The organism is Peptacetobacter sp. AB845 (assembly GCF_047528295.1).
In the GTDB taxonomy this organism is placed as follows: domain Bacteria; phylum Bacillota; class Clostridia; order Peptostreptococcales; family Peptostreptococcaceae; genus Peptacetobacter.
On sequence record NZ_CP180001.1, the window covers coordinates 2,078,721 to 2,094,157 of the forward strand.

The following is a 15,437-nucleotide window of genomic DNA, read 5'->3' on the forward strand; positions in this document are numbered from 1 at the left end:
AAAAATTTTACATTTAAAAAAACGCCATAAGTAAATTATACTACATCTACTTATAGCGTTTTATATTTTTTAGCTATATTTAGTTTTATTTTATAAATATTTAGCTTATTTTTTTATCTATCTCAACCAATTTAACTATATCTAAATCTTTAATTATTCATTAAAGCAAAATTACATAGCTTTATCCTCTTCAAACTGAGAATTATATAATTTTGCATAGAATCCACCTTTTTCTAATAATTCTTCGTGGCTTCCCTGTTCAACTATATCCCCTTCATTCATTACAAGAATAATATCTGCATCTTTTATTGTAGATAATCTATGTGCAATTACAAAACTTGTTCTACCTTCCATTAAGTTGTCCATAGCCTTCTGTATAAGAATCTCTGTTCTTGTATCGACTGAACTAGTTGCCTCATCAAGTATTAGTATTTTAGGATCCGCAAGAATAGCTCTAGCTATTGTAAGAAGCTGTTTCTGCCCTTGTGAAACATTGCTTGCCTCTTCATCTAAAACCATATCATATCCATCATTTAAAGTTTTTATAAAGTGATGAACATTAGCTGATTTTGCAGCTGCTATGACTTCCTCATCTGTAGCATCTAATTTTCCGTATCTTATATTTTCTTTTATACTTCCATTAAATAACCACGTATCCTGTAAAACCATACCAAAAGCTTCTCTAAGCTCTGAGCGGTTGAAGTTTCTTATATCGTGTCCGTCTATTTTTATAGAGCCACTGTTTACATCATAGAATCTCATAAGAAGTTTTACTATTGTTGTTTTTCCTGCTCCAGTTGGCCCAACTATTGCTATCTTCTGACCTTTTCTTACATTTACAGAGAAATCATTTATTATAGTTTTATTTTCTTTATATCCAAAGTTTACATGTTCAAACTCTATATTACCTTCTATTGAATTAATATCCACTGGATTTACAACTGTTTGATCCTCTTCTTCTTCGTCTAAGAATTCAAATACTCTTTCAGCAGCTGCAGCAGTAGACTGTAACTGGTTTGCTACCTGTGCAAGCTGATTTATAGGCTGAGTAAAGTTTCTAACATACTGAATGAATGACTGTATATCCCCAACTTCTATTGTTTTCTTTATAGCTAACCATCCACCAAGTATAGAAACCATAACATATCCTAAATTCCCTATAAATGCCATCATAGGTTGCATCATACCAGATAAGAACTGAGACTTCCATGCTGAGTCATAAAGCTCATCATTTAACTTGTTAAATTCTTCTGTTACTTCTTTTTCTTTGTTAAATACTCTTACTATCCGGTGTCCACCGTAATTTTCCTCAACAAGACCATTTACATGTCCTAAGAATCTCTGCTGTTTTTTGAAATATTTCTGTGATCTTCCAACAACTTTTCTAACTGCAAATAGTGACAGTGGAATTATAACAAGTGCAGCTAAAGTCATTATCCAACTTATAGAAATCATCATTATTAAAACTCCGACCATAGTTGTTACAGATGTAATAAGCTGTGTTATACTCTGGTTTAAACTCATACCAAGTGTATCAACGTCGTTTGTTATTCTTGAAAGTATTTCCCCATGAGTCTTAGTATCGAAGTACTTCATAGGCATTCTGTTTATTTTTTCAGAAATCTGGTTCCTCATTTCATAAGATATTTTCTGAGATATTCCACTCATAATATAACCTTGAACAAATGAGAATAATGCACTTACTATATATAAACCTACTAGTAATAAAAGTATCTTTTCTATAGCACCAAAATCTATTCCACCTGTTCCAGATACTTTGGCCATTAAGCCTTCAAATATTTTTGTAGTCGCTTTACCAAGTATCTTAGGTCCAACTATTGAAAATACTGTACTACCTATAGCAAATAAAAGTACTGCTATAATAGAAACTTTGTATTTTGATATATATTTTATAAGCTGCTTCATAGTGCCTTTAAAGTCATTTGCTCTCTCTCCCATGGCAGCTCTTCCGTGTCCGTGCCCCATTGGCCCACCTTTCATCGGACCGCCTGGCATTCTTTTCATATTACTATTACTCATCTCCTAGCTCCTCCTTTGAAAGTTGTGATAGAGCTATCTGTTTGTATACTTCACAATTTTTAAGAAGCTCTTCATGTGTTCCTTTTCCTACTATTCTACCTTCATCTAGTACAATTATCTGTTCTGCATGAAGAATTGTACTTATTCTCTGAGCAACTATTAAAACTGTACTATCCCCAGTTTTCTTTTTAAGTGCTTTTCTTAAAGCTGCATCAGTTTTTAAATCTAGTGCTGAGAAACTGTCGTCAAATATATAAATTTCAGGGTTTTTAGCTATTGCTCTAGCTATTGAAAGTCTCTGTTTCTGTCCACCAGATACATTTGTACCTCCCTGAGCTATTTCTGTATCAAATCCTTCAGGTTTTGAATCTATAAATTCTGTAGCCTGAGCTATTTCTGCTGCTTCTCTAATCTGTTCATCTGTTGCATTTGTATTTCCATATCTTAAGTTAGATGCTATTGTTCCAGTAAATAATATTCCCTTCTGTGGAACATAACCTATCTTATCTCTTAAATCCTTCTGTGTTACTTCTCTAATGTCAGCACCATCGACTAAAATTTGTCCTTCTGTTACATCAAAGAACCTAGGAATTAGATTTATCAATGTAGATTTACCACTACCTGTACTTCCTATAAATGCTGTAGTTTCTCCAGGTTTAGCAGTAAATGATATATCAGATAAAATTTCTTCTTCTGCATCTGGGTATTTGAATGAAACATTTTTAAATTCAACAACACCTTTTTTATTTCCAGAGAATTCTTTTGCACTCTCAGGATCTTCTATTGTAGGTTCTGTTTCTATTACTTCACATATACGTCCTGCAGAAACTGAAGCTCTAGGTATCATAACTGACATCATACCTATTACAAGGAATGACATTATAATCTGCATTGTATACTGAATAAATGCCATCATATCCCCTACCTGCATAGTACCTGCGTCTATACTATAAGTACCTTTGTAAACGATAAGAACTGCTATTAAGTTCATTACAAGCATCATAGCTGGCATCATGCAAGACATTATTCTATTTACAAATATATTTACCTTAGTAAGATCTCCATTTGCTTTTTCAAATCTTTCTTCCTCGTGCTTCTGATTACTAAAAGCTCTTATAGGCATTATCCCTGTAATTATTTCCCTAGAAACTAGGTTTAATTTATCTACTAGTTTCTGTACTAGTTTAAACTTAGGCATTACAAATGTGAATATTATTCCTAGTAAGAATACTATACAAATTACAGCAACAGCTATTATCCAACTCATAGATACATTTGTATTTATAACTTTGAATATCCCCATCATCGCCATCATTGGAGCGTAGAATATAAATCTAAGAATCATAACCATCATCATCTGTATCTGCTGTATATCATTTGTACTTCTAGTTATTAAAGAAGCTGTCGAGAATTTTTTCATTTCTTCATTTGAGAACGACATTACCTTTTCATATACATTATTTCTAAGAGTTTTTCCTAATGTAGCTGCTACCTTGGCTGCTAAGAATGTAACTATTATTGTTACGAACATACTTAAAATAGCTATTCCTAGCATCTGTCCCCCAGATTTTAGTATATATTTACTCTGAAGGTTGTCCATGTCAATTCCTATACTCTTATACTCATTATTTACATATGCTATTGCACTTTGAGTTATTATACTGTCAGGCATTGAATCGAATTTTTTAAACATCTCTTTTTTCATAGAATCCAACTGTTCCTTAGGCATAGTTTCTATGATTTCCATAAGAGATTTATCCTTCATTGCCATTGCAACCTGTGGAGGCATCATTTTTAAAATACTTTCTTTTATTTTTTTACTCTCTTCCCCATCTTTTTCTATGGCAAGAAGTGCCATTTCTGGCTTACCAAGTATTTCATTTAATTCTTCTTTTTTATATTTATCAATTTTATTAAGTACATATACATTTTCTGTTTCTAACTTTGGATATTTTTCAACATACTCATCGTATTTTTCATCGCTTGTATTTCCTGATTCAACTAAAGTATATGCATTTTCAACAGTATCTTTTTTATCGTCATCGACAAACATTAGTAATCTTTTTAATTCATTTTCTTTAATTACCTCTGGTACAGCATTTTCTATACCACCTTGCTGTATACCTATATTAACTATTTTTGATGTATAGTCTGGTAGTGATATATCACATAGTGCTTGTACTAAAAGTAAAATTACTATTGCTAACACTGATACTGCTGATTTTCTTAAGTATTTCATTATTTTCAGCATAATCATTTTCCTTTCGATTTTCTTTATTTTAGAGTTGTTATATTTTTTAGTTTAGTTTGTTTAAATATTTTAGTTTATTATTAGTTTAGTTTTCATATTTTTTTAGCTGTGTTTGTTTATATTTTCAATTATTTTTTTTAAAAGCATTTTTGTTAATAACTTTTGCTCATCAGAAAATCTTTCAAAGCATATCTCATCTAATTCGTTATTTACCTTTATTATTGATTTGTACTTTTCTCTTCCCTTATCCGTTAAATAAACTCTTGTCTTTCTCCGGTCTTTTTCATCTGCAACCTTTTTTACAAGGCCTAGTTTTTCCATTCTCGATACCATAGTCGTCGTTGTAGATGCCTTTACATTTCTACAAGCTGTAAGTTCTTTCAAACTTTGTCCATCATTATGATATAGAGAAATTATTATATACGGCTGTCCATGATAAAGCCCTTCTTTCTTTAGATACTCATCTGTAATATTAAAATGAGCTCTAAAAAGCCTCATCAATGTAGTAGTAAGCTTATCCTCAAAATCTTTAGAATGAAATTGACATTCTTCTTTCATTACTACACCTCCTTAAATAATTTAATTAGTTGGCTAACTATTATTTTAGACTAATTCATTTTAATATACAATGATTTTTTGTAACTTTTCATATTAATTTCACCTTTTTTATTATATTAAATTTATGAAAACCTTTCTTTATAAAAATAAATATAAAATATATATAATATATAAATAAACTTAAATATTTTTTTAGAGATAAAATATATTTAGCTAACTAATTATATTTTTTGTAAAAATTCCAATAAAAAAGCAGCTATGCATTTTGCATAACCGCTATTTTATATTTTATAACTTATATACATTACTTTATTTCTTTGCTATATAAAAAGCATTTTAAATTCATCTTCTTATATCCTAAATCCATGACAATATCCTTTTCTCCTGCTCTTTCAAATCCTCTATGGTCATAAAATTGATATGTACATGCATCATCAGTATAAAGATACACTTTTTTTCCTTTTTCTCTTCTTTCAAATTCTTCAAGAAGCATTGTGCCTATCCCTTTTATCTTTATATCGGGATTAGCTGCTAAAAAGACTATCTCTCCATCTGGATTATTTTTCTTGCAATAATCCTCAAACATCTCATTATTTACTCTTTCATACTCACCTGCACTGTCTTTAGCTAATAAATGCTGCATTGCCTCAAAAGCTTTAACATATAAGCTTTTCCAAAATGAATGATACTTTCTCTTCTCACCTTTTACACCTGCCAAAAGAACTCCAGCAAATTCTTCATCTGCATAAACAGCCAATATCTGTGTTGCCTTTAGCATTTCAGAATACCAAAAGTACTTCCCATATAGATTTAAGAAAAAGTTATTATTAAAATACCAATGAAAATGCATTCCGTCTATTGCAAATTGTATAGCTTTTTTATGGTCTTTTTTTCTAATATTTTCAGTTATTCGTAATTCCATAACTCCCCCAAACAAAATTAAATTAATATTATTTTCATAATCTATTAATTCTACTATATACAGATTACTATATTTTATCAATTTTTTCGTTTAAGCTTTTTTCTAATTCATTAATTTTTTTACTCATTTCTATCATTTCTTTAGCTAATTCTCTATATGTCATAGTTCCCATAAAATGATCCTGAGAATGTATTAATATAAGTTCATCACACTCTTTGGATACCTCATTTCTATTTTTAGCTAGTGCCCCTTCTGCATCCTGTGCCTTTGAAAATTCTTCATCTGATTTTTTAAATAATTCTTCTGATTCCTTAAAATTTCCTTCTCTAGCATTTTTTATTGCCTCTGATGCATAATACTTAGCCATTCCAGAAAATCCAATTATATTAAAAATATACTCCTCTAATGGATCCTTCTTCATCAATAATCACCCCTAAATATATTATCTATCTTCGTATCCGTTTACAATTACATCTATCTTACCTGTAGATGGGTCCATAGCAAGACCATGAACCTTTATATCTTTTGGCATTAATGGATGTTCTTTTATAGTTTTTACTGTGTCCACTATAGACTGCTCAACAGAATCAAATCCATGTAGCCATTTTTTTAAATCTATTCCAGCTTTTTCTAAAGTATTTATTACTTCTTCAGATATTCCTTTTTCTTTTATCTTTTCAATCATTTCATCTGTATTTTCATTGCACATACCACATTCGTAATGTCCTACAACCATTACCTCATCTACATCAAACTCACATATAGATACAATTATACTTCTCATTGTACTTCCAAAAGGATGTGTTACAACTGCTCCTGCATTTTTTATAAGCTTAACATCTCCATTTTTTATATTCATTGCACTTGGTAAAAGTGAAGTAAGTCTTGTATCCATACAAGAAAGTATAACTATCTTTCTATTAGGTTTTTTAGATGTAGAAAAGTTTTCATACCCTTTCGATTCTACAAACTCCTTATTATCTTTTAATATTTCCTCTAATTTTGTCATTTATATCTCTCCAATTCTATTAGTTTTTTAGCTATTTTCTTTTAATTTTAATACCCTCTAAAAATTTTTTCAATCTTTATAAATTTATAGCTTTTTTTCTTTTCTATTTATTTATTTTTTTTAAACTTTATGTTAGAATTATAAGTGTATTTTGCTTTATTGTATGAAATGACAGAAATGTAACGATTTATATTATAAATAAGAATTAAAGCACAAGCAGAATATTGTTATTATCAATTAATTATAATTTTATAGGAGGGAAAATATGAGCTTAAAACAGAGATTTGCAGAATCATTCGCAAGATCTAAAACTATGTCTGGCCCAGAAAAAAAAGCCAACGAGATACTAGGTAAAATAATATTAAAGAAAGCTATAGTACCTGTAGTAATAATGCTTATAGTATTATTTGGAGGTATATATCTTCACATAAATGGTTGGGTAACATTCGGAATAAACATAGTAATAGCGATAATATCATTCTTTGTTATTAGAAAACAGGCTGAAAAATACCAGAACTTCACACCATATGTTGGTACTTTAGTTTCTCTAGAAAAAAGAGATAAAAACAACTACGTAGCGATAATAAAACAGGGTAAAAAACCTATCAAATTAGAAATACGTTACGGTGGAGATGATCTTGAACGTATAAGAAGAAATCAGCTAATACAGATAAGCTATAATGCAGAATCAAAAATGGCAATAGTAGTTACAAATAACAACAGATAGTTTTAAAATCTAGGCTTCTGCTTTTAGCAGAAGCTTTTTTGTTATAATAATTGCCATTTCTCTTTTTACTTTTTATGAGAGGATTGTTTTATATGAATAAAATTTTAGAATCAGACAATTTTTTTGAAAGATATTTCCGTCTTTTAACATTAACATTTTGGCCTATAATGTGGTACAAATGGAATGTTATATCTAGCAGAAAATTAGAATATATTCTATTTTTAACCTACTCTGCTTTTGCAGGAATATATTTTATACTTTTTACAATTAGATTTTTTAAAGCTGATGAAGAAAAAAAGGAATCAATGATGTTTTACTACAGAGCTAGTACTGTTGTGGCTTTTGTCGTTTCGCTATTTAGTTTTGTATTATTCCCTAAAAATATACCTCTTTTCTACTTTAAGCTATTCTCTATATCTGTCTATTTATACTTTTCTTATAGAGAAGTTTTCAAGAAAAAGAACGATGAAGGTGTTGTAGGAATTATGTCATTTTTACTATTGTTAGCACTCACTATATTCTACTAACAATTTTTGTTTATTAGTTAGACAAAATCATTTTTTTCTGTTATCATTAGATATAGAAATAAATTTTATTTAAAGAAAGAAGGAAAATTTATCATGGAAAGAAAAGTATTAGCCACTATAAATGGTAGAGAAATATCTAACATAGACTTAGATAACGCTGTAAAATCAATGCATCCACAGCAGCAGATGCGGTTCCAGAGTGAAGAAGGTAAAAAAAGATTATTAGATGACCTTGTAAACCAGGAATTATTCTACTTAGAAGCTAAAGACAACAAAGTTGATGAAACTGAAGAATTCAAAGCTTTAATGGAACAGGTTACTGTAAACATGTTAAAACAGCATGCTTTAAATCAGTTATTCATGGCTGCTATGCCAACAGAAGAAGAAGCTAAAGCTTACTACGATGAACATCAGGATGAATTCAAAGTTGACGAAATGGCTAAAGCTAGACATATACTTATAAAAGCTAACCACGAAGATGAATTCGATATAGCAGAAAAAAGAGCTAAAGAAATAGCTGAAGAAATAAAAGCTGGAGAAAAAACATTTGAACAGGCTGCTATGGACTACTCTGATTGCCCATCTAACATGCAGGGTGGAGATCTTGGTTTATTCGGAAAAGGACAGATGGTTCCTGAATTCGAAGAAGCAGTATTCAGCATGAACGAAGGTGAATTATCAGAACCAGTTAAAACTTCATTCGGATATCACTTAATAAAAGTTGAAGAACGTCACGAAGCTGGTGTATCTAAATTCGAAGAAGTAAAAGACGAAATACTAGGTAAATTAGCTCAGTTAAAACAGCTAAAAGCTTACGAAGACAAAGTTGCTGAATTAAGAGAAAAATACTCTAGTGCATACACTTTAAATGACTAATTAAAAACACAAAGACTGTTGCAAAATTGCAACAGTCTTTTTTATTATCTATTATAAAATTACAGACTTGTTAGATTGGATAAATCAAAATTTATATTAGATTTTAAAAATAGAATTATTGCAAAATAATTGTCAACATCTCTTTATTTTGTAATAAACTATTTTCAAGATGTGCTAATTTGATATTTCTCGAAAGAAAATTTATTATGTGTAATGGGATGTCCTAAATTTTAAAGACTATCTCTTTTGCTTGTCCCATATCAATCCTAACTCAACAATCTACAGACGATTTCATCCTTGTTTCGAGCGGAGCGAGAACAAGATAAGGAAATCGTCGAAGCCTGGCGAGGGGGATTGATATGATGATAAGCAAAAAAAGAGATGCCTTTAAAATTCAAGACATCCCTATATAATCATATTTAATTTTCTTTTAAAAAATATCCAAATCCTACTGTCCCATCTCCACAGTGACTAGCTATCGTGCATCCAACGCTGTATTCATGGAATTTAGTTATTCCTGTTCTTTTTGTAAGCTGTTCTTTTATACCTTCTAATTCCTTTTCACTACCTGTTATAGCAGCTACATGAATCTCATCATTGTATATTCTATCTTTATCTCTTTCAGCTTCTTCAAGCATCATTTCTATTGCTTTTTTCTTACCTCTAGTCTTTTTCCAAACATCAAGACCTTCTGTAGTCATTTCTATTATAGGTTTAACTCCAAAAGTACTACCTAATATAAACTGCATTCCACTACATCTTCCACCTTTATAAAGGTAATCTAACTTATCCATTGTGAAGAATAATTTGTAGTGATGAAGAACTTTTTCTATCTCAGCTATTGTGTCTTCAACAGAATTTCCTTCTTCTAATAAATTATAAGTGTTTCTAACTAATCCACCTATTGCTCCACATAAATTTAAAGAGTCTATTATATGTATGTTTTCATTATTGTCAAACATATTCTTTGCTATCATAGCATTTGCAACTGTAGAAGATAATTTTGAAGAAAGTCCTATGTATATTATAGTATCTCCTTTTTCTACATACGGCTCAAATGCTGCGTAGAATTCTGCTGGAGAAGGAGATGCTGTCTTAGGTAGTTCTCCTGTCTTCTTCACTATTTCTAATATTTCTTTTGTAGTTATATCTATACCTTCTTTGTATACTTCCTCACCAAAGTTTATTGTTAGAGGAATTATACCTATATTCATTCTATTTACCTCTTCTATAGGTAAGTCGCAAGTACTATCTGAAAATATTTTTATTCCTTCCATTACGTCCTCCCATTATATAGTCTATTTTTATAGTCCATATCTAATTTTATAGGAAATGAATATTTTATTCAATTCTTTTTAGCTTCAAATGTTAAATTTAAGCCGTTCAACCGATAAAATAACTCAAACTTTGTGTAGGTTTTTGCTTTTTATTGTAAATATTATTTATTATACATGTATCAATTATCTCTAAATTGTAACTTAATTATTATTTTTCACTTCTTTTATAATTCCAGATTCTAATCTGATTATTTTATCAGCTATTACATCACAGAATCCTATATCGTGAGTAACTATTATTATAGCCATTCCATTCTCTTTTAATTTCTTTATAACATCGATTACATTTTGTATAGACTCTGGATCTAGTGCAGAAGTCGGCTCATCAAAACATATTACATCTGGTTTTAACGCACAAGCTCTAGCTATTGCAACTCTCTGCTGTTGACCACCTGACAACTGGAAAGGATAATTCTCGCCTTTGTCTGCTAAGTCTACCATTTTTAAAAGCTCATTTGCCTTTTTTAATGCCTCTTCTTTATTCTCTCCAAATACATTTACAGGCGCTTCTATTATATTTTCTATAACTGTCATATGAGGGAATAGGTTGAAGTTTTGAAATACCATTCCAATCTTACCTCTTACCTTCTTCATATCGTTGTTATTTTTAATAGACTCTCCATTTAACACAAGCTCTCCAGAATTAAACTCTTCTAATCCATTTATACATCTCATAAGAGTTGTTTTACCTGCTCCAGATTTTCCAACTACAACAGCTATCTCTCCGTCCTTTACATCAAATGAAATATCTTTTAAAACTTCTGTATCTTTAAATTTTTTCTTTAAATTTATAACCTCTATCATTTCGCATTCCTCCTAGTTGAAATTAAGCTCTAAACCGTAAGTTCAATATCAAAACTCTTAATTATAGTAAGAATATCTCTTTTCAAGTTTTTCAAATACTTTTGTAAGAATTGCTATGAATACTAAGTAGATTAAACCTGCCCATGCAAGTGGCATCAAGCTTCCTTCTCTGTTCATAGCTATCTGAGATATTCTTAATATATCGTTTAGACCTAATATGTATACAAGAGAAGTATCTTTTACAAGTGTTATTACTTCATTTGATACAGGCGCTAATACTCTTTTTACAACTTGAGGAAGTATTATTCTTTTATACATTGAAACTTTATCAAATCCTAAAACATAAGCTGCTTCGTACTGTCCTTTGTCTATTGATTGTATTCCCCCTCTAAATATCTCTGCAAAATATGCTGTATAATTGAAGAAGAATGCAACCGCTCCTGCTGTAAATCTATCAAATGTTATTCCTATAAGTGGAAGCCCATAGAATATAACTATCATCTGAAGAAGAAGTGGAGTACCTCTCATTATAAGTATATAAAAAGATGTCACCTTTCTTATTATTACGTTTTTTGAAATTCTTAAAAGAGCTACTCCAATCCCAGCTGGAATTGAAAGTACTAATGTTATTGCAAATAGCGCTACGACTATTTTTATACCTTCTATCATAATTCTCATTCTCCTTCACTGCTTTATTTCCTTAATTAATCAATAAATCTATTCCCTTTATTTTATATAATTTGCTTCTATATTTAACTATTCCCTTAAATGTATCTTATTTGAACCATTTTGCATATATTTCGTCAAATGTTCCATCATCTTTTATTTCTTTTAATGTATCATTTACCTTATCTCTTAATTCTGTGTTGTCTTTTGCAAATGCTACTACATAATCTTCTAATCCGAAGTTTTCTTCTAGTACTTTATATTTATCTTCACCTTTCTGTGACATATAGTATCTTATTAAAACTTCATCTCCTGCTACTGCTGAAGTTCTTCCTATCTCTAAATCTCTAAGAGCTTTATCATAAGTATCGTAAAGAACTGGTGCTCCACCTTTTAATGAACTTACAAACTCTGTATCTGCTTCTACTGCAGCCTGAGCTGTTGATTCCTGCTGAGTTCCTACTTCTTTTCCTGCTAAATCAGCTTTCTTATTTATATTTGAATCTGCCATTGTAATTATTATCTGTTTGTTCTGAAGATATGGATCTGAATAAGAAACTATTTTCTTTCTTTCTGGGCTTAATGAATATCCATTCCATAAAACATCCACGTTACCACTGTTTAACTCTGTTTCTTTCATTGACCAATCTATTGGCTGGAACTCTACTTCCATTCCCAATCTTTTAAATGTTTCTTTTGCTAAATCAACGTCAAATCCTACTGTATTTCCATCTTCATCTAAAAATCCCATAGGTACAAATGTGTTGTCAAATCCTACGATTACCTTGTTATCTGCACTTCCACTATCTTTTGATGAACAAGCTGTCATCCCTAATACCATTACCATTGCTGCAAATACTACCATCACTTTTCTTAATAATTTTTTCATTTTCGTTTCCTCCTGTAATTATATTTTTTATTCTTGCAGTTATGCAAATATTCAGAAAACCTTTCTTGTGATAATTCTCAGATTTAACTCCACTTTCATTCAAGCAGTTTCTATTTTTAGGTAAATAAAAACTCCCGCACTCTAGCTAAGCTAGAGGACGGGAGTATTAATTCCGTGGTTCCACCTCTCTTCACTAGTACCTCACGATACTAGCCTCATAGAGTACAGTCTTATTAAAAGACGATACCCTTGTACGATAACGGGTACTACCGTAGCAGCCTACATGAACTTTCTTTCTCGGTGCTATGCTCTGAGATGTGTTCGATAATTAGTTCTTGATTTCTCACACCAACCGAAATCTCTCTGAAAAGACTTTACTATCTACTATTTCTCTTCTTCGCTTTATCTGATTATTTACTCTGCTTTGTTATGTTTATTATTCTATACCAGAATAAAAATAAAGTCAACATATTTTTTGAACTTTTAAAATAATTGACTTTATTTTTGCATCATCTTTCATTTTTAAATCTTTTTGTAAATTTAATTCCACGGAACAACTTCTACTTCTCCAAAAGACCTTTCTTTTAGTCTGTTTGAATATTCTCCCTTGTACCCAATTATATATAATATCGCCAATTCTATATAATGAATACCTATTACAAGTATATTCCAAATATCTTCAGCAGATAAAAATACTTTGTTTCTTCTCTTACTTGGATGGACAATCTTATTTCTGTAATAACTTATAAGATCTATACCATCTGCAAACTCTTCTCTTATTTCATCTGAGAAAATCTCCATCTCATCTCCTCCAAATGGAATATTGCAGATTTGAAGTAACATTCTTATATTTTTAGAAGCTGAATTCTTATCAAACTCTGTATCTGTAAGCGTCTTAGTTTTTTCTACTAGTACTACATAAGATAGCGACTCCAATGCTATTTGAACAGATATTATATCATTATCCATAGTTAAGTTATTTAAAGACTCTATATACCAATCCACAGCGTTTTTAATAGCTGGACCATAGTAGAAATCCTCCAATCTCCTGCACATAAGAGATAAATACTTTTCATAATTTCTATAATTTGTAAGCGTATCTGTCCAAGTAGGTAAAAATGTAAACGGCGTTACCATTCCACTATTCCAAGCTCTGTAAACCTCGTTTTCATCCTGATATCCCCTTATACCTGAAAAAGATACATATCTTCCACAAGCAAAACTAAAGGCTGTACAAATCCTATCTAAAAGCCCCATTATATTATTTGTCTTAAACAATGTACCGTCTTTCTTTCTTATCCTACCTACATGAGTTGTAACTGTACCTGATTTTTCGATAAGCTCTTCGTAAAACTCTCTTCTGTAGTCGTACCTTTTATCAATCGTTATTAAATATCCATTTAGCTCAAACTCTAATCTCCCTGCAAATACTTTTTCTTTTGTCTTTATAAGTTTTCCAGGTATCTTATCTATATTTAATAAATCAAAATCTACATAGCTTACATAAGAGTTTTTAGACTTTATACAATCATTGTTAATATATCCCTCTACTGATGTTTCGTTTATTCTTCTTATTGTCGCCGATGAAAGTTTGTATCCATGTATCTCTAAAACAGCATCGTCCAAACTGCACTCTTCTAAACTATCATCTGCTGTCGATACTATTCTAGCTTTAAATGTTATCGCTGATGGAGAAGATGGTTTTAAAAATATCTTTCCATTGCATTTATATTTTTTATCTAAATATACACAAAATCTTCCATCATAGACTACGATATCTTCATTGATTCCATATTCCATATTAGGGGACAATATCGCATCATTTACTGATTTCAAATTTATCACTCCTCGTATAATATGTTTAAATTAAGGATTACACCCTTACTTTTTCTTTATTTCATATATATTTAATTATATATTATCACTTATTTTTTTTAAAGTCGTTAAACTAATTTAAGCTACTTAATAATTACTGACTTATACTCTCTGATAGAGATTTCAAACTAAAAAATGGGACTGTTGCAATTTATACAACAGTCCCATTTGACATTATTTCGATGTTTTGAATACTATTTATTTTCCTTTAAATCATTTGTATCCTTTATTATCTTTCCATCGCTTATAGTTATTATTCTATCTGCAGTTTCAGCTATTTCTTGGTTGTGTGTTATCATAACCAATGTCCGTTTAAATTCCTTTACTGTATCACTTAAAAGATCCATAACCTCTTGAGTAGTCTTTGAATCCAGATTACCAGTTGGCTCATCGGCAAATATTATCGCAGGTTTGTTTGAAAGTGCTCTAGCTATTGCAACCCTCTGCTGCTGTCCTCCTGATAGCTCATTTGGGAATTTTTTTATCTGATCTGTAAGTCCCACAGCTTTTATTATTCTATCTATATATACTTTATCTTCTTTTCCACCATCTAAAAGTATTGGCAGTACAATATTATCGTATACATTTATTACTGGTATAAGGTTGAAACTCTGGAATATAAATCCAAATTTTTTACGTCTTATTTTTGATAGTTCGTTATCATTGTAATCATATAGACTTTTTGTTCCAAGCTTTACTTCTCCACTTGTTGGTTTGTCTAACCCTGCCATACAATGAAGTAATGTACTCTTTCCAGAACCAGAAGCTCCGATTATAGAAGTAAATTTCCCTTTTTCTATTTTTAAATCAATTCCGTCTACAGCTCTAACAAGACTTTCATCTTTACCATAGTATTTTTTCAAATTACAAACTTCTAAGCTTTCTACTAAATTTAAATCTTTCATAACGGATTTTCCTTTCTATATAAGTATTGTTGATATATATATCTATATATT

Annotated in this window: 15 protein-coding genes and 1 other annotated feature; of the genes, 3 read left to right on the forward strand and 12 right to left on the reverse strand. The window is 30.4% G+C overall.

Annotated elements, in window-relative coordinates; translation table 11 throughout:
• Nucleotides 1-171: 171 nt before the first annotated feature.
• From ACK2WO_RS09895 to ACK2WO_RS09920, 6 genes are all read right to left on the reverse strand, one after another.
• Complete coding sequence (locus tag ACK2WO_RS09895; RefSeq protein WP_414697715.1) at nucleotides 172-2,040, reverse strand: ABC transporter ATP-binding protein; 1,869 nt, start codon at nucleotides 2,038-2,040, stop codon at nucleotides 172-174.
• Nucleotides 2,033-4,291, reverse strand: coding sequence for an ATP-binding cassette domain-containing protein (locus ACK2WO_RS09900; protein ID WP_178412974.1), 2,259 nt, complete (start codon nucleotides 4,289-4,291; stop codon nucleotides 2,033-2,035). The genes ACK2WO_RS09895 and ACK2WO_RS09900 overlap by 8 nt, the downstream gene beginning before the upstream one ends.
• 102 nt (nucleotides 4,292-4,393) lie before the next feature.
• Nucleotides 4,394-4,849, reverse strand: a complete 456-nt coding sequence (locus ACK2WO_RS09905; RefSeq protein ID WP_178412975.1) for a MarR family transcriptional regulator — start codon at nucleotides 4,847-4,849, stop codon at nucleotides 4,394-4,396.
• A 304-nt stretch (nucleotides 4,850-5,153) separates the two neighbouring features.
• Nucleotides 5,154-5,771: a GNAT family N-acetyltransferase gene (locus ACK2WO_RS09910; RefSeq protein ID WP_414697716.1), complete on the reverse strand. Its 618-nt coding sequence runs from the start codon at nucleotides 5,769-5,771 to the stop codon at nucleotides 5,154-5,156.
• A 67-nt stretch (nucleotides 5,772-5,838) separates the two neighbouring features.
• Complete coding sequence (locus ACK2WO_RS09915; protein ID WP_414697717.1) at nucleotides 5,839-6,192, reverse strand: PTS lactose/cellobiose transporter subunit IIA; 354 nt, start codon at nucleotides 6,190-6,192, stop codon at nucleotides 5,839-5,841.
• A 21-nt stretch (nucleotides 6,193-6,213) separates the two neighbouring features.
• Nucleotides 6,214-6,780 carry a beta-class carbonic anhydrase gene (locus ACK2WO_RS09920; protein WP_414697718.1) on the reverse strand — a complete coding sequence of 189 codons (567 nt, stop codon included), beginning with the start codon at nucleotides 6,778-6,780 and terminating at the stop codon, nucleotides 6,214-6,216.
• A gap of 265 nt (nucleotides 6,781-7,045) precedes the next feature.
• Between ACK2WO_RS09920 and ACK2WO_RS09925 the strand changes: the two genes are divergently transcribed.
• The 3 genes from ACK2WO_RS09925 to ACK2WO_RS09935 all read left to right on the forward strand — a co-directional run bounded on the left by ACK2WO_RS09925 (nucleotide 7,046) and on the right by ACK2WO_RS09935 (nucleotide 8,910).
• A complete protein-coding gene (locus tag ACK2WO_RS09925; RefSeq protein ID WP_414697719.1) occupies nucleotides 7,046-7,507 on the forward strand; it encodes a hypothetical protein in 462 nt (153 codons plus the stop codon).
• Nucleotides 7,508-7,599: 92 nt separating this feature from the next.
• Nucleotides 7,600-8,034, forward strand: coding sequence for a hypothetical protein (locus ACK2WO_RS09930; protein WP_414697720.1), 435 nt, complete (start codon nucleotides 7,600-7,602; stop codon nucleotides 8,032-8,034).
• Between the two features lie 93 nt (nucleotides 8,035-8,127).
• Complete coding sequence (locus ACK2WO_RS09935) at nucleotides 8,128-8,910, forward strand: peptidylprolyl isomerase (RefSeq protein ID WP_414697721.1); 783 nt, start codon at nucleotides 8,128-8,130, stop codon at nucleotides 8,908-8,910.
• A 419-nt stretch (nucleotides 8,911-9,329) separates the two neighbouring features.
• Here ACK2WO_RS09935 and ACK2WO_RS09940 read toward each other — a convergent pair whose 3' ends face one another.
• The 6 genes from ACK2WO_RS09940 to ACK2WO_RS09965 all read right to left on the reverse strand — a co-directional run bounded on the left by ACK2WO_RS09940 (nucleotide 9,330) and on the right by ACK2WO_RS09965 (nucleotide 15,386).
• Nucleotides 9,330-10,187 carry a DegV family protein gene (locus tag ACK2WO_RS09940; RefSeq protein ID WP_178411291.1) on the reverse strand — a complete coding sequence of 286 codons (858 nt, stop codon included), beginning with the start codon at nucleotides 10,185-10,187 and terminating at the stop codon, nucleotides 9,330-9,332.
• Between the two features lie 201 nt (nucleotides 10,188-10,388).
• Nucleotides 10,389-11,051 carry an amino acid ABC transporter ATP-binding protein gene (locus tag ACK2WO_RS09945; RefSeq protein ID WP_414697722.1) on the reverse strand — a complete coding sequence of 221 codons (663 nt, stop codon included), beginning with the start codon at nucleotides 11,049-11,051 and terminating at the stop codon, nucleotides 10,389-10,391.
• Nucleotides 11,052-11,108: 57 nt separating this feature from the next.
• Nucleotides 11,109-11,720, reverse strand: a complete 612-nt coding sequence (locus ACK2WO_RS09950) for an amino acid ABC transporter permease (protein WP_040410219.1) — start codon at nucleotides 11,718-11,720, stop codon at nucleotides 11,109-11,111.
• A 106-nt stretch (nucleotides 11,721-11,826) separates the two neighbouring features.
• Complete coding sequence (locus ACK2WO_RS09955) at nucleotides 11,827-12,606, reverse strand: amino acid ABC transporter substrate-binding protein (protein ID WP_414697723.1); 780 nt, start codon at nucleotides 12,604-12,606, stop codon at nucleotides 11,827-11,829.
• A 150-nt stretch (nucleotides 12,607-12,756) separates the two neighbouring features.
• Nucleotides 12,757-13,013, reverse strand: a binding site (T-box leader).
• Between the two features lie 133 nt (nucleotides 13,014-13,146).
• A complete protein-coding gene (locus ACK2WO_RS09960) occupies nucleotides 13,147-14,451 on the reverse strand; it encodes a hypothetical protein (protein ID WP_414697724.1) in 1,305 nt (434 codons plus the stop codon).
• A gap of 224 nt (nucleotides 14,452-14,675) precedes the next feature.
• On the reverse strand, nucleotides 14,676-15,386 hold the full coding sequence (locus ACK2WO_RS09965; protein ID WP_006439186.1) for an ABC transporter ATP-binding protein: 711 nt from the start codon (nucleotides 15,384-15,386) through the stop codon (nucleotides 14,676-14,678).
• Nucleotides 15,387-15,437 lie beyond the last annotated feature (51 nt).